The following is a 20,012-nucleotide window of genomic DNA, read 5'->3' on the forward strand; positions in this document are numbered from 1 at the left end:
ATTGGTAATCGAGCATAACTTTTACTCATTACCCAATCCCCAATCCCCATTTCTCAAGAAATTTGTCAGCAGAATGATGTTCAATAATACTACTAGGTCTAATCTAGTACAAGCGAACTATAAAAATTAGAAAATGTCTGACTTAGTTTTATTTTGGCATCGCCGTGATTTACGTATTGCTGACAATATAGGGCTAGCTGCGGCTAGACAACAAAGTTCTAAAGTCGTGGGGGTATTTTGTCTAGACCCTAATATTTTAGAAAGAGATGATGTAGCCCCTGCCAGAGTTACTTACATGATTGGTAGTTTACAAGAGTTGCAACAGCGATATGTGCAAGCAGGAAGCCAATTATTAATCCTGCATGGTGACCCAGTGCAAGCTATCCCTCATTTAGCAGAGGCATTGAACGCCAAAGCTGTGTTTTGGAATTGGGATGTGGAACCATATTCACAAACACGCGATCGCGCAATTCTTGATATCCTAAAAGATAAAGGTATCCAATTTTTAACCCACAAGTGGGATCAAATACTCCATTCCCCAGACGAAATCCGTTCAGGTAGCAACACACCTTACACTGTTTACACTCCCTTTTGGAAAAATTGGAGTAGCAAACCCAAAGCCAAACCAGTAGAAACCCTGCAAAACGCCGAAGGACTAACAGAATCTGAACAGGAACTTGCTCAAAAAGCTGGAGTGAAAACCTTACCCACGGCGAAAGATTTAGGATTTTTCTGGGATGCAGACTTGATAATTGCCCCAGGGGAAGCAGCAGCGCAAGCCAAGTTAGAAGAATTTACAGCCAAAGCCATCACCGAATACCAAGAACAGCGTAATTTTCCCGCCGTTGATGGCACATCACAACTAAGTGCAGCCTTAAAATTTGGTGTCATTGGCATTCGCACTGTTTGGCAAGCAACTTTAGAAGCGTTAGAAAATAGCCGCAGCGAAGAAGCATCCGCAGCTATCCGCACATGGCAACAAGAATTAGCCTGGCGAGAATTTTATCAACACGCCATGTATAACTTCCCGGAATTAGCTGATGGTGCTTACCGCGAAACCTTCAAGAATTTTCCTTGGGAAACCAACGAAGAACATTTTCAGGCTTGGTGTGAAGGAAAGACAGGTTATCCCATCGTAGATGCAGCCATGCGCCAGATGAACGAAAGCGGCTGGATGCACAACCGTTGTCGAATGATTGTAGCCAGTTTCCTGACCAAAGACTTATTAATTAATCCCCAATTGGGAGAAAAATACTTTATGCAGAAGCTGATTGATGGTGATTTATCTGCCAACAACGGCGGCTGGCAATGGAGTGCTTCTAGCGGGATGGACCCGAAGCCGTTACGAATTTTTAACCCCGCCAGCCAATCACAAAAATTTGACCCAGATGCAGAATATATTCGTCGGTGGGTACCTGAATTGAGGTCAATGGATACGGAGTATCTAGTAACGGGTAAGATTACACCTCTTGAGCGTCATGCTGTGGGTTATGTTAAACCAATCGTGGATCATCAAAAACAGCAGCAACTCTTTAAACAACGTTATCAACAACAAAAAGCCACCAGTCTTTAATCTTTTAACGCTAGAGTACTTCACCAGTTGAACTACTGTTTGGAAGTCCTACATAGTTCGAGCAGCAATAATAAATTTCAGCAAAGGGGCTAATAGCTCCTTTTTTTTACCCATTCTTAATCTGACTCATTGATGATCATAATGGTTATCAATACTACTAATCAGTAAAGTCAGTAAGTATATTTACGTTAACCCATGAAAACTTATGGTCTAGAGTATTTGATCGATACTTGTTGAAATAAAGCAACCTAATCAAAGGATTAATATGGCATTTTGCTTAATTTTATGTATTAAACTAAAATTACTAATTACTGCTAAAAATCAAAATTTTATTGTCGAAGCTTTGAATTGGCATTATCTAGTTTTATTTTATAAAATGTATCTGATTATTTCTAAACACACGTAATTTCAGTATTTAACGAAGGTTTTTCATCATTAACCGAAAGCCGTAAGTAAAATGACAGTACATTTACTGACAAAATATCAGCAATTTCATTTGCAACCTCTAAAACGAATTTTAATTGTCGAAGATAATGATATCAATAGGATGTTATTGAGTGATTATCTGAGCTATAGCGGATATCATGTGCAAAGTTTATCTGATGGCTCAATTTTTTTCAAAACAATAGAGAATTTTCAGCCTGACTTGATTTTGTTGGACTTGAAATTACCAGATGTTGATGGATACTATTTACTTAAACAAATCCAGCAACAGCAAGACTTTGCTAGGATACCAGTTATTGTTGTTTCAGGTTTTGCTTTTAAAGTTGATCAAGAAAGAGCTATCAAGTTGGGCGCTCGTGGTTACTTTGTTAAACCGATAAATCTGAATGCTTTGCTTATAAAAATTTCTGAAGAATTAGTCGTTAACTGCGTATAGTTTTTATAGGTTTATTTTGGTTTCTGTTTATTAATAAAATCTTCCATGTTTTCATTTAAATTTTGTACAGAGCTGCCAATTATGTAAATTTTACGTTGCACCTGTTCTAATAGCAAAACAGCAGATTGAAGCTCGTTAAGTGCTTCAGCCATAGCGTCTTTGTAGTAAGTTTCAAAGTCATTGACATTCATGTAATTGGAACTCCAAAAACTCTGTAAATATTTATATGGACAATCATATTCACAATCTGAAAAGATGTGAATCCGTTAATCTGCTTAATTTGAAAATACAAATTCTTAATAAAACTCCTGAATATAAAAATTGAGAATAGCCTTAAAACTGGAATAATATCGGTGCTTCATATATTCTTTACTTTGGTAAACAATGGGGTACAGAATTATCTACTCATAAACAAGTTAAAGTTTTTTTTCATAGTTTAATCTTTACTAAAACTGAATGGCAATCATATTTGCAGTGTCTGCAACTAGCTCTTAACAAGGCTTGTGTCGTTTAGATACCATACCAAAAAGTTTTCTATAATTTAGTTTATGTAGTCTATGAAAACTACTTAATCGGTAAATTCATATGTTGTTTGACGGTTTGTTTAAACTATTTATTTTGATTATGAAATAGGAAAATTGACGTAAAAAAATATTCCATGAGATATAAAATCAGAAAATCCCAAATCTATAAAGCTTGGTATAAATGTAAACTAACAATATAGTAAATCTTGACTTTATATTTGCTTGATAAAAACCTGTACACTCAGCACAAAGCAGTAATTGTTCTTAAAATAGATATAGGTAAATTTGTAAGATTACCTGCTGGAGATTGTGACAACATCTGCTCAGATACTACCACTGGTGAAAGATCCAGAGCGTTTAGAAGCCCGTCTGTCCGAAATTCCACCGGAACCAGGGGTTTATTTCATGCGAGATGGAAGCGATCGCATAATATATATAGGGAAATCACGGAAATTGCGATCGCGGGTTCGTTCCTATTTCCGCGAAGGGTACAACAAAACAGAACGCATAGCCACGATGGCCAAGTTGGTGACAGAAATTGAATTTATTGTCACCGATACCGAAGCTGAAGCCTTGGCGTTGGAAGCCAACTTAATCAAGCAGCACCAGCCATACTTTAATGTGCTGCTGAAGGATGATAAGAAGTATCCCTATGTTTGTATTACTTGGTCAGAAGACTATCCGCGTATTTTCATTACCCGAAAACGACAACTAGGTAAAGAAAAAGATAAATATTACGGGCCTTATACGGATTCGGGTTTGTTAAGGGAGATTTTACGTATATCTAAGCGGATATTTGCCCTCAGACAACGCCCACAACCATTATTTAAAGACCGTCCTTGCTTAAATTATGATTTAGGTCGCTGTCCTGGTGTGTGTCAACAGCTGATTTCCCCAGAAGAATACCGTAAAACTGTGCAGAAAGTGGCAATGGTGTTCCAAGGACGCACTCAGGAATTGATTGATATCTTGAGCGAACAGATGGAGAAAGCGGCGGAGGCGTTGAATTTTGAAGTAGCAGCGCGGATTCGTGATCAAATTGCTGGGTTAAAATCCCTAACTGCGGAACAGAAAGTTTCCTTACCGGATGATACGGTGTCACGGGATGCTATTGCTCTAGCAGGTGACGCACAACACGCCTGCATCCAATTATTTCAGATTCGCGCTGGTCAATTGGTGGGACGCTTGGCTTTTGTGGCTGAATCCCATGCTGAACCAGGTGCTATTTTACAAAGGGTACTAGAAGAACATTACCAAACGGCGGAATCTGTAGAAATTCCCGCAGAAATTTTAGTCCAGCATGAGTTACCAGATGCTGAGATATTAGCTGATGTTTTAACCCAGCTTAAGGGAAGAAAAGTAACGATCTTCACGCCCCAGCGCCAAGTTAAGGCAGAATTAATTGAGATGGTAGAGCGTAACGCCCAATATGAATTGCAAAGAATGCAAAAATTAGGCGATCGCAATCATCAAGCAACCCAAGATTTAGCTGCTATTCTCGATTTACCCAACTTACCCCACCGCATCGAAGGTTACGACATTTCTCACATTCAAGGTTCTAATGCGGTAGCTTCCCAAGTCGTGTTCATCGATGGATTACCAGCCAAACAAAATTATCGCCACTACAAAATTAAAAATCCCACTGTTACCATCGGACATTCAGACGATTTTGCCAGTTTAGCGGAAGTTATCCAAAGAAGATTTCGCAAGTATGCAGAAGATCCACAATTATCACGGGTGGGAAACCCTGACTGGCCTGATTTGATTATGATTGATGGCGGTAAAGGTCAGTTATCATCGGTAGTTACTGTTTTGCAAGAGATGAACTTATTAGAAGACTTGCGGGTTATCAGTTTAGCAAAACGGCGCGAGGAGATTTTCTTACCAGGGGAATCCCAACCCTTAAAAACTGATGCTGAACAACCAGGGGTGCAATTGTTACGACGACTGCGGGATGAAGCCCATCGCTTTGCTGTGAGTTTCCATCGTCAGCAGCGAAGTGATAAATTAAAGCGATCGCGCTTAGATGAAATCCCTGGTTTAGGACACCACCGCCAAAAGCAGATGTTAGCTCATTTTCGCTCCGTTGACTATATTCGCCAAGCCACACCCTCACAAATAGCCGAAGTTCCAGGGATAGGCCCACATCTGGCTCAAGCAATTTACGACTATTTCCATCCATCTCACCTCTAGCTTTTAAACGCTATCGAGAAAAGCTACGGGTAATTTATTACTAAAGCAATATTACCCATTACCAACAACTAGAATAGACCTCTTCACCAATCTCTCTGATTACTAACATTGAAATTTTTGCTTAAATTATCACGCCAAGATAATGCAAACTAAACCTTAAGCAAAGATTAAGAAAAATATTTTGTTACTAAAGATACAGTATTTTCTAGCTTTTAAATTTTGAATACAAAGATACCTTTTGTATGTGTTTATGATAGATGCTCATGCTCTATCTCAAAGCATTAGCATTAGGGATCAGTCAATATCCATGAAATATTGTCTCGTTAGACTACCTCAATATGTCCCAAGTCAGATGGTGAAATCATCAAATTACTAGGATAATATTTCCAGGGTATCGAACCGTTCAAATCTAAAATTTTAGTTAAGTAAACAGCCATTATTATCTTTGGTTGTTAATTTAGACAAACCAAAATATTTTGGGTTTCATTTAACAAATATTACCAAAATAGTTAAAACCAGGGATTTTTCAATGCAAATAATACAAAAAATTTACTGCCCTAATTGTGGTAGTGATGCTGAACGTTATTATCTCACGGATCAGGAATTAACAAGAACACAATGTCCAAGTTGTGATTACTTGATGATCAGTTGCACCCGCACGGGTAAAGTTATTGAAGCTTACGCCCCTGGAATTCATGTACATCGGTAAAAATTAAATATTGTTTTCCATTGAGAATAAAATAGATTTTTGCTATCTCTTGATATGGTTAAGTTAATTTATGTGGTGTGAAAAACTTAACCCTTTTGCTGAAGTTTTGGTTTTCTTAAGCAACATCTTTTCCTTTGTGCCTTTGTAGTAAAATACCAAGAAATTGTAACTACAAAGGTGCAAGGATATAGAAATTTAAGACATACATTTTAGATCCTTGCACAAATGATTTAGGTCTTAGATAAGATTGAAGATACTAAATCAGTTTTTATTGATTAACTTTCCTATTTATTAAATATTGATGGTATTTTTAATTACAAATTAATAATCGATAGATGTTGCTATCGCACACTTAAACAATTCATATATGCAATATAGTAAAATAGCTAGTAAAGATACATTGTAAAACGATTATTTTTGCTAGTCAGAATATTTTTATCAATTTGTTACAATTACTTTTGACAAGTACTAAAAAAATCCTTAAGCTAATAGATAGGACTCACCAAATAGCCAGACAGCAGCAATTTTGTTAGATAAATTAAAATCGCTGTTGCAGCGTATCAGCATGAACAAATAAATTAACCTCAATCATTGACTATAAATAATAGCCTCATCCAATTGGTTGATAACACGGCTGATACTGGCGTGATGGGAATTAGCCGTGTAAATCTGATCAACAAATTCTGGTCATGAGTGAATGCCTATTTCGATGTGAGTAATGTCAATCATTGAAGTTTAGCTGCGGTGCAGTAGATATGTCTAGGAGAGGACAATGTTTGATTTTCTTACATCTTTGAACGACCACGATTTACCCTATCCAGATACGATACATCCCATCGTTGTCCACTTCGTAATTGCGATGGTAGTGTTTGCTTTTGCTTGTGATTTAATTGGTTATCTCACTGGTAAAACTCGCTTATTTGAAGTGAGTTGGTGGAATATGTTTGTGGCAACGATCGCCATTTTTGTGGCGATTATTTTTGGTCAGTTTGAAGCTGGTTTAGCAAAACCTTACGAAGTCGCTAAATCAGTATTGAATCTCCATACCTTACTTGGCTGGTCACTTTCGGGAATTATCGCCGCCCTAACAGCATGGCGCTACGTCATCCGTCTCCGCAACCCCCTCAAAATCCCCTTTCATTACTTGGTTGCAGGATTGGTGTTAACCATGATAGTTGGCGTGCAGGTATATCTCGGTGATCAACTGGTGTGGATATATGGACTACACACCGTACCAGTTGTTGAAGCGGTAAAGGAAGGACTTCTGCCATGAACTCAGAACTAATTGACCAATTAAACATCCAACTGGGGGCGAATGGACTACCTTATACCATCCCCATTCATCCAAACTTAGTGCATTTAACCTTGGGCTTGTTCATCATCGGGATTACCTTTGATATCGTTGGCGTACTATTCCCCTGGGACAAATGGGTTTTCAAATTTTTGGCGATTACTGTAGAACGGGAAAACTTCTTTGATGTCGGCTGGTACAACATGGTTGGTTCCACTGTCATCACATTTTTCACCGTAGCTGCTGGCTTTTATGAAATGTTTCTCGCCGCACCATCAGCTGATATCAAAAGTACCTGGGGATTACAAGCCATGCAAACAATGCTTTGGCATGGCGTAGGTGGAGTATTTCTCTTAGGCTTAATTGCTGTCATGACCCTATGGCGGGCATGGCAACGCTATGTCTGGTCTGTGGGAGAAGTTACACAAGTGCAGTGGAGTTATTTAGCCGCAGGTGTAGCCATCATGTTTATCATGTATCTCCACGGCACACTAGGAGCGCAATTAGCTGCTGAATTTGGCGTACACAACACAGCAGATAGCTTGTTGCGATTAGGCGAAGACCTCAACACAGTCCTCAAGTAATTCTAGAGTCTTTGACCACTAACCATGACAATCAGTAAATTTTTCAACATTGTGACATTGGTAATAGGCGCGATCGCTGTGACTATTACCAGTTTCTGGATTGGTAAACTGGCTTACACCTGGCTACCTCCCCAAGCGGCGGCTGAATCAATCTTAATTGATGATTTATTTAGCTTCTTGGTAACTATGGGTGCATTCATCTTCCTTGGTGTTACCTCCACTCTGTTCTATTCTTTACTATTCCATCGGGCGGCTGAAAACGACCTCAGCGATGGCCCCCACATTGAAGGTAATGTCACCTTAGAAGTGGTTTGGACAGCTATTCCTATCCTCTTAGTAGTTTGGATTGCCACCTATAGCTACCAAATTTACGAACAAATGGGCATCCAAGGGCCGACAGCATTAGTACACCTGCATAACCCAATGGAGATGGAATCCGCCTATGCAGCCACAGAGGATGGTTTAGTTGAACCAGAAGAAAAAATTGATGTAATTGCTAAACAATGGGCGTGGGTATTCCACTATCCCGAAAAGAATGTTACCAGCACCGAGTTACATTTACCAAGCGATCGCCGGGTAAAATTGGCGCTGCATTCTGAAGATGTACTCCACGGCTTCTATATTCCCGCCTTCCGCCTCAAGCAAGACATCATCCCCAACCACAACATCGACTTTGAATTTACCCCCATCCGTGAAGGTAAATATCATCTAACCGACTCTCAATATAGTGGTACATACTTCGCCACTATGCAAGCCAATGTAGTGGTGGAATCTCCTGAAGAGTATCACAAATGGTTAGCCAAAATAGCCACCCACAAACCTGGCACTGCCTACAATCAAGCATCTGCTGAATATGCACAAAGCATCACTCAGCAAGTCAAAACTGGTTGGAAAACCGTAGCACCAGCCGCCGCACCTTTGGTTAATTACCCTGGTTAAAAGCTCAACCCCTACACCACTACTATTTCACCAATGACCAACATCCCCATAGAAGGCGTTCAACTCCCTGAGGGGAAGCCTCACCACCCATCTCCCGGAGGCTGGAAGGAATATTTCAGCTTTAGCCATGACCACAAGGTTATTGGTATCCAATACCTTGTAACCTCCTTTATCTTCTTTCTCGTTGGCGGTATCTTCGCCATGATACTGCGGGGAGAACTCATCACCCCCGAATCAGACCTCATCGACCGCACCGTTTATAACGGAATGTTCACCATGCACGGCACGGTGATGCTGTTCTTGTGGACATTCCCCTCACTCGTTGGACTAGCTAACTACCTAGTACCCTTGATGATTGGGGCGCGGGATATGGCCTTCCCTCGCCTCAACGCCGCCGCCTTCTGGATGGTTCCCGTAGTCGGGATTCTCTTGATGACTAGCTTCTTTGTCCCTGGTGGCCCAGCCCAATCCGGTTGGTGGGCTTATCCTCCGGTAAGTACCCAGAATCCCACAGGTAACTTAATTAATGGTCAAGTAATTTGGCTATTAGCAGTTGCTATTTCCGGTGTCTCCTCAATTATGGGGGCTGTGAACTTTGTAACCACTATCGTCAAGATGCGTGCGCCAGGGATGGGCTTCTTTCGGATGCCCTTATTTGTCTGGGCAGTATTTAGCGCTCAAATTATCCAATTGTTTGGCTTACCAGCCCTGACAGCAGGCGCAGTCATGCTGTTGTTGGACATTACCGTGGGGACTAGCTTTTTTGACCCTAGCAAGGGCGGAAATCCAGTCATGTTCCAACATTATTTCTGGTTCTATTCCCACCCGGCTGTTTACGTGATTATTCTGCCCATCTTCGGTATCTTCTCAGAAATCTTTCCCGTCTACTCTCGTAAACCATTGTTTGGTTACAAGGTAGTGGCAATTTCTTCCATGTTAATTGCCGTAGTTAGCGCCATTGTTTGGGTACACCACTTATACGTCAGTGGTACACCTGCTTGGATGCGGATGTTTTTCATGCTGACGACGATGTTAGTATCCGTTCCCACAGGTATTAAGGTATTTGCTTGGGTTGCAACTATCTGGGGCGGAAAAATTCGACTCAACACCCCCATGCTGTTCGCTTTGGGTGGACTAATTTTATTCGTCTTCGCCGGTATTGTCGGCATCATGCTTTCTTCTGTACCTGTTGATGTCCACGTCAACAATACCTACTTTGTCGTCGGACACTTCCACTACGTCCTGTTCGGAACCGTGACGATGGGTATGTATGCTGCTATCTATCACTGGTTCCCCAAAATGACCGGCAGAATGTACTACGAAGGCTGGGGTAAACTACACTTCTGGTTGACATTCATCGGTACTAACCTCAACTTCTTCCCCATGCACCCCTTAGGTTTACAAGGGATGTTACGGCGAGTTTCTTCCTACGCACCAGAATATGAAGGCTGGAATATCGTTGCTAGTCTTGGTGCATTCTTGTTAGGTATGTCTACTTTGCCCTTCATCTTCAATATGGTGGTTTCTTGGATGCACGGTGAGAAAGCACCAGATAATCCTTGGCGCGCTATTGGTTTGGAGTGGTTGGTAGCTTCTCCTCCACCTGTAGAAAACTTTGAAGAAATCCCCGTTGTGATTTCTGAACCCTACGGTTATGGCAAATCAGAACCATTGACGGCGGAAAGGGGTATGGGGGTATAGGGGTATAGGGGTATAGGGGTATAGGGGAAAGACTAAAAGTAAATTCTTCCCTCACCCCCCCCTACACCCCTATTTCTCTAATGAGCGAATCAGAAATAATAAGAGCTTACTGACTGATTCGCATTGATGGAAAACAGGATTAATAATGTCCGATGGAGCTAGTTCAACACGAAGCGACAATAATAAATGTGTTTCTAGCTCTTTTAAAGAACCTTGGGCAATGTACAAAAATTGCACATACTCCCCTCGCGTTCTTCGTCCGTAGCCTTCCGCAATATTAGCTGGAATTGATGCAGCAGAGCGCCGAATTTGTGAAATCATTCCGTAGGTTTCTTCTTTGGGAAATGCTTTTGTTGCTTTGTAGCAAGATTATGCAAGATTCATTCCCTCTTGCCAAACCTTCAAATCTCGATATGACTGCATCAAAGGCTCTTTCATTCAATGAATTTTGATTTGTTATATCTCAGATTCAATGAAATTGCCTAGCTTTTCTCAAGTCTTTACACCCTTACACCCATATAACCCTACACCCCTATGGATAGTTCTTTATCTCATAATGAAGGTCATGAAATCAGCCATGAACATGGACATGATGAAGAAGGCAATAAAATGTTCGGCTTTATTGTCTTTTTACTATCTGAAAGCGTCATTTTCTTGAGCTTTTTCGCCGGATATATTGTCTACAAAACAACTACTCCTAACTGGCTACCAGTTGGTGTGGAGGGGTTAGAAGTTAGAGACCCAGCCATCAATACAGTAGTATTGGTTGCTAGTAGCTTTGTGATTTATTTTGCAGAACTCGCCCTAAAACGCCAAAATTTGCGGTTATTCCGCATCTTTTTGTCAGCAACAATGGCAATGGGTAGCTACTTTTTGGTAGGACAAGCCATTGAATGGAGTCATTTAGAGTTTGGCTTTACTTCTGGCGTATATGGTGGAATGTTCTATCTGTTAACAGGGTTCCACGGTTTGCACGTTTTTACAGGTATCTTGTTACAGTTTATTATTCTTGTGCGATCGCTCATTCCTGGTAACTACGATACAGGTCACTTCGGCGTAAACGCAACTTCTTTGTTTTGGCACTTCGTCGATGTCATCTGGATTATTTTGTTTATCCTTATCTACATCTGGCAGTAGCACCAAACTCAATCCCTACCAGTACTTACAAAAAGTAACCAATTCAGCAGAGCCAACCCATACACTGGCTCTGCTTTATGCCTGTAAAATCACATTAGCCTAACCTCTTACATATTAAGGGTTTGATTCATCTGCAAAAAATCTCGCCATCATTAGGGTTTTTTAGTAAATATATAGTACAATTGTACTAAGCAGGCTTTAAGCCTGGGCGATCGCCTACTAGAAAAACCCTACTGTGAGATCATTACTATGATGACACCAATGCAGGGTGTAGCTGCAACACCAATTAACTCACACCAGTTTGAGCCATACACTAAAGAAAATTCTGAAGCAAACGCAGATTTTTCCTTTCAAACCCTTGCTGATGTCACCAAGGCAATTTTAAATCACGCTTTTTGGTTAGCTGAACAAAAACAAAATCTTTCCTTAAAAGAGTATAAAAAACTACTTTACAATCAAGGTTGGCAAGGAGAGGAAAAGAAATACCTCAAGATTGCTGCTACCTTTGGCAAGTTTGAACCACAAGACTTTGCTCAAGTTGAGCCAAGAACAATATATCAATTAGCAGAAAGAAATAAGCAGTATCAAAAAGTTATAGATAGACTGTTAGATTTAAGTGTGATTAACCAAGAAACGGTACGCACATTAATTCAAAAACAGCGTACCCCTAGAGCAGATAGACCGAAAAAACCGAGTATTTGGCGGCGCTTAAAGAATGGTGGGAGATATTGCCAAATTCCCCCAATCCACGAAGCCTCAGAACAAACTGGGACAACACTGCAAAGAATGATGGATGAGGAAGGATTAAGCGCCCAACAAATCGTAGCAGAAGCGATCGCTCTCCGCCAAGCCTATAAAGAAGGGCAACTGACAATTTCCTGAAAACAGATAAGTGCTGAATGGGCTAACGCGCCGCATTCAGCACTTACTACTTACTTAATAGGATTTGCTGGTACTGGTTGAGTTTCAAAAGTAGGGTTGAACTGTGTCCCTGGTTGTTGATTTGGTAAAGTTGATGGAGGAGTAAATCCGCTAATGCGATCGCTGCCATCAATACAAGTATCCAGGGCCACATTAGGAGCCAGAGATATTTCACTACGCAACCCGACAACACACTGAGCAAAACGCATAGGTAATAAACTACGACCACAGTAGTTCAATACATCTGGATTAACCGCACCTTCAGTATTTTTACTTAGCGCAACTACACAAGTAGCTACATCCTTCGGCTGTCTGGCCCGTCTACAGCCAGACAGAGCATCTACAGCAGGTATCTGCGTATTTTTGCTAATATCAACCACACAAGCAGATAAATCTGTTGGACGTAATGCCGTAGCACAGCCTTCGGCTGCTGCTTGTGCAGTCACACCCACACTGATGAGCCTACCTGCACAGGCACGATAATCATTGCTGTAAGAAGCAGTCACAGCCACACTGGGGATACTTATTCCCAAAAGCCCAGCTATAGCCAGAACTGGTGTTGTCAAACCCATGAGACGAGTTTTGAGAGCTAATTTGTGTTCTTCCAACCCAAAAACCTGTTTTCTGCACATTGCCGTTCTCCAAACACCCAAAGTTATGCTAACTCAAATGTGCAGCGAATCTTCGGACAATCAGGTAAAACAGCAAATATAAAATAAAATTTTGCTGATTTGATCAATGATTTTTGCATTTGTGATTTCCAGGTACTTATAATAGTATGTCTGGGTAAAATTAAACAGGATTAAATTAAGGAAACTCATGTCCCGATATCGAGGGCCACGTCTTAGAATTGTACGTCGCTTGGGCGATTTGCCAGGATTAACTCGTAAGAGCGCTAGACGCGCTTATCCACCAGGTCAGCATGGTCAGAACCGCAAGAAGCGCTCTGAGTATGCTATCCGTCTAGAAGAAAAGCAAAAACTGCGTTTAAACTACGGTTTGACTGAAAAGCAACTGTTACGCTATGTGCGTCGCGCTAGACGTGTAACTGGTTCTACCGGACAAGTGCTGCTGCAACTGTTAGAAATGCGCTTGGATAATACGGTTTTTCGTTTGGGTATGGCTCCCACAATTCCAGCCGCTCGTCAGCTGGTAAATCATGGTCATGTCACAGTTAACGGTCGCGTGGTCAACATTGCCAGCTACCAATGCCGTCCTGGCGAAGAAATTGCTGTCAGAGACAAAGCACCATCACGGAAATTGGTAGAAAATAACCTACAATATCCGGGTTTAGCTAACCTCCCCAGCCATTTAGAGTTTGATAAAAACAAGTTGGTTGGTAAGGTTAACAGTGTTATCGAACGTGAATGGGTGGCGCTGCAAGTTAACGAACTGCTAGTTGTGGAATACTACTCCCGACAAGCGTAACGAACTCCCGCCGCCAACTGCCTTAGCAGCACGGCGCGGGCTTTTCCGATTTATTTCTCACTGGCATATTTTTATCTTGAGGTCTTCATCAGCAACGACCTCAAAATATTTACAGGGCGTTTGCCTACCTGATGATGAAAATAATGCCGCTTATTGGCAATTGTGTGATCATCCTTTGCCAATTTAGCGGCTTGTATAGAAAATCCTCATCAAGTAAATTATCTGAATATTTTTGCACCAAGACCAATAGCTCATCATCTACCCTGGGCAGAACACTATCGCCTGCATGATGCTTTTATCTACAGCCATGTTTTAACAAGTACAGCATGGTGTAAATAAACATGATGTATTCATTTTAAATTTTTGTAGTGCAGCTTTTCCTTAGGGTATTCCACTTTGTGATACTAGTGTTACGACGGCATTTTTTGAGGGAAAAATATATCTAGCTAATTTCCCAGAAACAACCAAACCCTGAAAATTCCTTGGGCTATATATATGTGAGTTAAATCCTATGAAAAAAGCCATGCAGTGGCTGATTAGTAGAAAAATGTTATTCAGTAGCCAGCTTGTTGTCGTAACTGCGATCGCCTGTATACTTAGTATTGGTTGTCATAATAGCATTTCTAGTAAAAATCAGCCTCTTGTAAATAAAACCTCATCCCAGCTAGCCACAGACGATATTAGGGTAGTAAGAAGGACGAGGGAAAGACAAGGTACAGTGTATGATAATACCTCTGTATCCTCTGTAAGTAGAAATGTTTTACCTAAACTAAAAATCGGACTACTGTCTACCCAAAATTTCACAGAACAACAGCAAATCATTAAACCCCTGAATGATTACTTAGAAACCTCCCTGGGACGACAAGTCCATTTTTTCATAGCTAAAGATCACGAAGAAATTATAGAATGGTTGACTCAAGACAAACTAGACCTTGCTTATTTAGGCTCTGTAGCTTATCTTGAGGCAGTAGATAGGGGTGCAGAAATTCAACCATTAGTGACTTCCATCGACAAACATACAGGCCAACCTTGGTATCGAGCTTGTATTATTGTCAAAGCTGATAGTTCTATCAAAACCTTAAAAGACCTCAAAGGCAAGCGCGTTGCTTTTGTAGATAAATCATCTACCTCTGGATATCTCATGCCACTAGTAGCTCTTAGTAAACAAAGTATTGATCCTCAAAAGGACTTTAGAACGGTCATCTATGCCGGCAACCATAGAAAAAGTATAGCAGCATTAGAAAATGGCTCTGTCGATGCAGCTGCAACTAATGTTTCTTCCTACATCACCTTCAAAAAAAGTGGTAAGCTCACACCACAAGACTATAGATTAATTTGGGAATCTGCACCCATCCCTAATTTTCCTATAGTAATATCCCAAAAATTGGCACCAGAATTGATTCAACAGCTAAAGCAAGTTTTTATTAGTACCCCAGAAGGCATGAAAGATATTTTAGGAGCTGAATCAGCCGGCTATACTCTTGTCGGCCCAGACCACTACGCTCCTATTCAACAACTCCGTCAAGAACTCAACTTAACATCCATCCCGAAAAAATGAAAATCTCCACCAAGTTTCTCACAGGTTCTACTATATCTGTCGGACTCATAGTGGCTATTCTTATCGGCAATACTGTAGTTGTGCAGCAAATTAGGCAGAATGTCCGCGAAAAAAGTTATCAAACTACTCAAACTATAAAGGCCGTTTTAGAAACAAATAATACTTTAAAGTCGGAAATAATTGCCCTCAAAGATATTGTTTTATTCAAAACTAAAAGCACACGTACAGAAATACTGCACGCCGAGTTCCTTGATTCCTTAAATCAAGTAGAACAGTTAATGCCAAATTCACCCGAAATTGCTTTAATTCGTCGGCGGCATCAATTGCTTGACAATATGGCAGTACAATTAACTCAACGTAGTTCTAGTCCAACATATCTAGAAGATTCTCAGCAGTATTTTAGAGCAATTAATTCTTTTAATCAAGATATTCAGTTATTTCTAGAACAGATAATTCAACGTGCTTATCAAGAGCGAATTTTATTAGAGCAAGACTTAGAAAACCTCTACCAAGTACAGAGAATCATCTCTATAGTGGTTGTAGCCGTAATTTTAATGCTATTGATTGGGAAATTTATACTCATTTGGCAACCAACAATCAAATCTATACAAAATTTACAGTTAGGTACGGCAGAAATTGCAGCAGGTAATTTTGATTATCGCTTAAACATCCACACAGGTGATGAAATTGAAGACTTAGCTCAAGCATTCAATGATATGGCAGTTAAGTTATCCCAATCGCGGGAAACCTTGATGAAAAATACTGAGTTAACTAACATGAATCAGCGTTTGGAATTAGAAATTGCCGAACGCAAACAAGCTGAATTAGAATTGCAAAAAGCTTTACAGGAACTACAGCAAACTCAAGCCCAACTGATTCAAACTGAGAAAATGTCTAGCTTAGGTCAGCTAGTAGCTGGAGTAGCTCATGAAATTAATAATCCAGTTAGTTTTATCTATGGCAATATTACTCATGCCAAGGAATATACAGAAAAACTTTTAGAATTAATCCATCTCTATCAACAAGAGTTAACCGAGCCGAGTGCAGTAATTCAAGAAAAAATTGCAGAAATAGACCTAGAATTTTTACAAGAAGACCTTCCCAAAATCCTCAGTTCAATGAAAATGGGGTCTCAGCGAATTCAACAGATTGTTTTATCTTTACGCAATTTTTCTCGCCTGGATGAAGCAGAGATGAAAGAGGTAGATATTCATGAAGGCATTGAAAGTACTCTGCTGATTCTACAAAATCGATTTAAGGCTAAATCGCAATCTTATAATATTGAAATTATTAAGGAATATGGACAATTACCTTTAGTAGAGTGCCATGCAGGACAGTTAAATCAGGTATTTATGAATATTATTAATAATGCCGTTGATGCTTTAGAAGGGTCAGTGGTCAGTGGTCAGTGGTCAATTGTAAATGGCAAAACAACTAATAATGAACGACTGACAAATAACAGCCCCCAAATTTCAATTCGTACTGAAATAAATAATAATAACCGGGTGGTAATTAGAATCGCTGATAACGGCCCAGGTATTAATCAACTGGTGATGCAAAAGCTGTTTGACCCGTTTTTCACAACCAAGCCTGTTGGTCAAGGTACGGGGTTGGGTTTATCCATTAGTTACCAAATTGTGGTTGACAAACATTCTGGAGTGCTACGATGTGAGTCTGAAATAGGCAAAGGAACAGAGTTTTGGATTGAAATTCCTTTACGTCAGGTGCAACCGGAGAAACCAGAACACGGTTTCAGTACAATGGAAGTTTAAAATTTTCTCTCCAAGGATAATTGATTCATAATTATTGAGTGCGGTTAATACTACAGTCTTTAGATTTTAAAAACTGCTCTCGGATGAAGAAATTCCTAGAGCAGTAATAAATTAATTCACGTTCGAATTTGATAACTTAAACCTCTTCTGGTTCCAGTTGAGCTACTGTAACCGCATTGACAGCAAAAGCAAATACCAATGGCATAGGACACCGGAGTACAAAGGTTGAAACGACCGCTAAAACTGTGCTAACTACGGCTGATATAGACCATATTCTTTCATCAAATGTTAATCCTTTTTCGGCTTTAATCCCTCTAAGGACATGATTAGGAATGGGTTCGGGCATGACGCAACCAGGAGGAAAAGCCCAATAGTGGTTTCTCCTTTCTTCAAATAATTCTGTCCAGCCGTTGTCTTCGCACCATGCTTCGATCCATTCAATAGAGTAGTGTGTCATAATTGCTGTTACTTATTCGGCTTGTTGAATTTGTTGACGTGGTAAAAATAAAGCTTGAGAGAATATATAGCTAGCTAACAGTTCATTTAGGAATTACGATTAAGAGTACTTCTAGGAGCTGATTAAGCATCAGAAAAATGTAATAGTATTCATGCTTATTTCATTGCCTAACGCTCACCTTAATTAACAGACTAACAGTCAATTTTTCCTGGTAAACATAAAAGACAATAAACTTTACCTACAAAAAAACAAAGTAAACAAATGTAAATTCAATAGCGATCACACTCCTCCTCACTGCAAGCAATGAACTCTCGTCTATCGAAACTCATCGCCTAATTACTAATAAAAATATTTATATCGCAAAAATCGCTATCAAAAATCAAGAATTGTAAATAAAAAAATCATTGATGAGTTGAGCATTGACTCAATATTTTATATATCGTCTTCAAGTCCTAATTTAGCTATTACCTCAGGTTATATCTGGTTAACTACCTGTCAGCATTTAGTCATAAATTTCTGGATATAGGCGGCTAACATCAGTCTTTTGTGACAAAATGTTAAGCAGTAGGTGATTCAAAACAGCTAGAAAATGGGGGAAGAGCTGCAAGTGGTAATAAAAAATGCCGTAGTTGTAAACGCAATCATCAAAAAGTTTTACTGGCAAGCAATAACTTTAATTTTGGGGATAGTTGTACTTTGCTTCCCCTCGCCAGTTCTAGCCGACTGGACTCATCCTCTATCATTTAGTAATGCCGAATTATCCAGGCACAACTTTGCTGGTGAAAGTTTGCAAGCTGCTGAGTTTTCCAATGCCAATCTTGAAATGACGAACTTTGTCGGTGCTGACTTACGTGGTGCAGTCTTAAGTGCTTCTGTGATGACACAAGCAAATCTCCAGGGAGCAGATTTAACGAATGCGATGGTTGATCAGGTAAACTTAACAGGGGCTAATTTAAGTGATGTCGTTCTTAAAGAAGCTCTTTTACTCCGTGCCATATTCGCTAACGTGAACATAGAAGGCGCAGATTTTACTGATGCAATTTTGGATAAAGCACAAATTAAAGAACTTTGTACCAAAGCTAGCGGAGTAAATACAAAAACTGGTGTAGAAACTCGTGATTCTTTGGGATGTCGATGAAGCGTGTAGGTGTAATTGGTGGTGGACAGCTGGCCTGGATGATGGGAGGCGCAGCGAATAAATTAGGGCTTGATTTGATAGTGCAGACTCCTAGCAGTAATGATCCTGCCGTATCTATTGCCCAGGATATTGTTTTGGCAAATATTGATGATGCTCATGCCACAGAGATTTTAGCGAAAAAGAGTGACGTTATCACATTTGAAAACGAATTTGTCAATCTAGAGGCTTTATCGCTGTTAGCAAATCAAGGTGTTTGTTTCCGTCCCAAGTTAGACGCTTTATCACCTCTATTAGATAAATATCATCAACGTTGCTATTTAAAAAATTTAGGTTTACCTGTTCCGCAATTTTTTGCCCTGGAAAACCAAGAGAATCTGATATCCAAAATAGATGATTTGGGTTTTCCTTTAGTGTTGAAATCTCGCCGCCACGGTTATGACGGACAAGGTACTTTTATCATCCATGATTTAGCAACCTTACAAGAGAAAATAGACTTAAATCACAATACAAACACCACATATTTAATAGAAGAATTTATTCCCTTTGAACGGGAGCTAGCAGTAATCGCAGCTCGTTCTGTAGATGGAGAAGTTGTCATCTATCCTGTGGTAGAAACACAGCAAGAACAGCAAGTCTGTAGGCGAGTTATAGCACCCGCCCATATTACACCCGATCAAGCCGCAGCAGCAGAAGCGATCGCCTCTACACTATTAAATAGTCTAGAAGTGGTTGGTGTGTTTGGAATTGAGTTATTTCTCACCGCCGATGGTCAAGTATTAGTCAATGAAATCGCTCCCCGTACCCACAACTCTGGGCATTTTTCTCTAGATGCGTGCGAAACATCGCAATTTGAACAACACCTGAGAGCCATTTGTGGACTACCGTTAGGAAACCCAGCATTGCAATGTGCTGGTACTGTTATGGTCAACCTACTAGGCTATGAAAACTCCCAAAGTGATTACCAAAACCAGCGCCAACAACTAGCCGCCATCCCCCAAGCTCACGTTCATTGGTACGGCAAAACAGAATCTCGCCCAGGGCGTAAACTCGGACACGTCACAGTTTTGTTAAATAATCATGACCAAACCACCGCCCAGGCGATTGCTCAAACCGTAGAATCCATCTGGTATCCCACTTAGGAAAGCAGAGAGAGAAATTTTTGCATTTTGAATTGGTAGAACCTGTTTTTGAAAGCTATAATGAGTGA

At 40.2% G+C, this 20,012-nt stretch carries 18 protein-coding genes and 1 pseudogene; 15 read left to right on the forward strand and 4 right to left on the reverse strand.

Features of this window, described 5'->3' with window-relative positions:
- Window positions 1-133 precede the first annotated feature (133 nt).
- Window positions 134-1,573, forward strand: a complete 1,440-nt coding sequence (locus ACN222_RS13615; protein ID WP_096637151.1) for a deoxyribodipyrimidine photo-lyase, 8-HDF type — start codon at window positions 134-136, stop codon at window positions 1,571-1,573.
- Window positions 1,574-2,030: 457 nt separating this feature from the next.
- Window positions 2,031-2,453 (forward strand): response regulator, encoded by a 423-nt coding sequence (locus ACN222_RS13620; RefSeq protein WP_010996879.1) that lies wholly within the window; start codon window positions 2,031-2,033, stop codon window positions 2,451-2,453.
- An 11-nt stretch (window positions 2,454-2,464) separates the two neighbouring features.
- Here the strand turns inward: ACN222_RS13620 and ACN222_RS13625 are convergent, their stop codons facing one another.
- Complete coding sequence (locus tag ACN222_RS13625) at window positions 2,465-2,644, reverse strand: hypothetical protein (RefSeq protein WP_010996880.1); 180 nt, start codon at window positions 2,642-2,644, stop codon at window positions 2,465-2,467.
- Between the two features lie 642 nt (window positions 2,645-3,286).
- Between ACN222_RS13625 and uvrC the strand changes: the two genes are divergently transcribed.
- From uvrC to ctaD, 6 genes are all read left to right on the forward strand, one after another.
- A complete protein-coding gene (gene uvrC, locus ACN222_RS13630) occupies window positions 3,287-5,170 on the forward strand; it encodes an excinuclease ABC subunit UvrC (protein WP_010996881.1) in 1,884 nt (627 codons plus the stop codon).
- A 529-nt stretch (window positions 5,171-5,699) separates the two neighbouring features.
- Window positions 5,700-5,879, forward strand: a complete 180-nt coding sequence (locus ACN222_RS13635) for a replication restart DNA helicase PriA (RefSeq protein ID WP_084789136.1) — start codon at window positions 5,700-5,702, stop codon at window positions 5,877-5,879.
- A 772-nt stretch (window positions 5,880-6,651) separates the two neighbouring features.
- The gene (locus ACN222_RS13640) at window positions 6,652-7,152 is read left to right on the forward strand and encodes a DUF2231 domain-containing protein (protein ID WP_010996882.1); all 501 of its coding nucleotides are present in this window, start codon (window positions 6,652-6,654) and stop codon (window positions 7,150-7,152) included.
- On the forward strand, window positions 7,149-7,754 hold the full coding sequence (locus ACN222_RS13645; RefSeq protein ID WP_010996883.1) for a DUF2231 domain-containing protein: 606 nt from the start codon (window positions 7,149-7,151) through the stop codon (window positions 7,752-7,754). The genes ACN222_RS13640 and ACN222_RS13645 overlap by 4 nt, the downstream gene beginning before the upstream one ends.
- Before the next feature lie 24 nt (window positions 7,755-7,778).
- Window positions 7,779-8,693 carry a cytochrome c oxidase subunit II gene (locus ACN222_RS13650; protein ID WP_010996884.1) on the forward strand — a complete coding sequence of 305 codons (915 nt, stop codon included), beginning with the start codon at window positions 7,779-7,781 and terminating at the stop codon, window positions 8,691-8,693.
- A gap of 33 nt (window positions 8,694-8,726) precedes the next feature.
- The gene (gene ctaD, locus ACN222_RS13655) at window positions 8,727-10,394 is read left to right on the forward strand and encodes a cytochrome c oxidase subunit I (RefSeq protein WP_010996885.1); all 1,668 of its coding nucleotides are present in this window, start codon (window positions 8,727-8,729) and stop codon (window positions 10,392-10,394) included.
- Window positions 10,395-10,463: 69 nt separating this feature from the next.
- On the opposite strand, the pseudogene ACN222_RS13660 reads toward ctaD, so the two are convergent.
- Window positions 10,464-10,751, reverse strand: a pseudogene (locus tag ACN222_RS13660) (four helix bundle protein); the annotation flags it as partial.
- A 177-nt stretch (window positions 10,752-10,928) separates the two neighbouring features.
- Between ACN222_RS13660 and ACN222_RS13665 the strand changes: the two are divergent.
- Window positions 10,929-11,531, forward strand: a complete 603-nt coding sequence (locus tag ACN222_RS13665) for a cytochrome c oxidase subunit 3 (RefSeq protein WP_010996887.1) — start codon at window positions 10,929-10,931, stop codon at window positions 11,529-11,531.
- A 249-nt stretch (window positions 11,532-11,780) separates the two neighbouring features.
- Complete coding sequence (locus ACN222_RS13670) at window positions 11,781-12,413, forward strand: hypothetical protein (RefSeq protein ID WP_010996888.1); 633 nt, start codon at window positions 11,781-11,783, stop codon at window positions 12,411-12,413.
- Between the two features lie 50 nt (window positions 12,414-12,463).
- On the opposite strand, the gene ACN222_RS13675 is transcribed toward ACN222_RS13670, so the two are convergent.
- Window positions 12,464-13,084 (reverse strand): hypothetical protein, encoded by a 621-nt coding sequence (locus tag ACN222_RS13675; RefSeq protein ID WP_044521468.1) that lies wholly within the window; start codon window positions 13,082-13,084, stop codon window positions 12,464-12,466.
- A gap of 187 nt (window positions 13,085-13,271) precedes the next feature.
- On the opposite strand from ACN222_RS13675, the gene rpsD reads away from it, so the two are divergent.
- The 3 genes from rpsD (at window position 13,272) to ACN222_RS13690 (ending at window position 17,210) form a co-directional block, all read left to right on the forward strand.
- On the forward strand, window positions 13,272-13,880 hold the full coding sequence (gene rpsD / locus ACN222_RS13680; protein ID WP_010996890.1) for a 30S ribosomal protein S4: 609 nt from the start codon (window positions 13,272-13,274) through the stop codon (window positions 13,878-13,880).
- Window positions 13,881-14,391: 511 nt separating this feature from the next.
- Window positions 14,392-15,438, forward strand: a complete 1,047-nt coding sequence (phnD, locus tag ACN222_RS13685; protein WP_010996891.1) for a phosphate/phosphite/phosphonate ABC transporter substrate-binding protein — start codon at window positions 14,392-14,394, stop codon at window positions 15,436-15,438.
- Window positions 15,435-17,210 carry a sensor histidine kinase gene (locus ACN222_RS13690; protein WP_010996892.1) on the forward strand — a complete coding sequence of 592 codons (1,776 nt, stop codon included), beginning with the start codon at window positions 15,435-15,437 and terminating at the stop codon, window positions 17,208-17,210. The genes phnD and ACN222_RS13690 overlap by 4 nt, the downstream gene beginning before the upstream one ends.
- Window positions 17,211-17,346: 136 nt before the next feature.
- Here the strand turns inward: ACN222_RS13690 and ACN222_RS13695 are convergent, their stop codons facing one another.
- Window positions 17,347-17,667, reverse strand: coding sequence for a hypothetical protein (locus tag ACN222_RS13695; RefSeq protein ID WP_010996893.1), 321 nt, complete (start codon window positions 17,665-17,667; stop codon window positions 17,347-17,349).
- A 589-nt stretch (window positions 17,668-18,256) separates the two neighbouring features.
- Here ACN222_RS13695 and ACN222_RS13700 point away from each other — a divergent pair.
- On the forward strand, window positions 18,257-18,805 hold the full coding sequence (locus ACN222_RS13700) for a pentapeptide repeat-containing protein (protein ID WP_010996894.1): 549 nt from the start codon (window positions 18,257-18,259) through the stop codon (window positions 18,803-18,805).
- A complete protein-coding gene (locus tag ACN222_RS13705; protein WP_010996895.1) occupies window positions 18,802-19,944 on the forward strand; it encodes a 5-(carboxyamino)imidazole ribonucleotide synthase in 1,143 nt (380 codons plus the stop codon). Before ACN222_RS13700 ends, ACN222_RS13705 begins: the two co-directional genes overlap by 4 nt.
- Window positions 19,945-20,012: the final 68 nt, after the last annotated feature.

The organism is Anabaena sp. FACHB-595, assembly GCF_048568275.1.
Taxonomy (GTDB): Bacteria; Cyanobacteriota; Cyanobacteriia; order Cyanobacteriales; family Nostocaceae; genus Trichormus.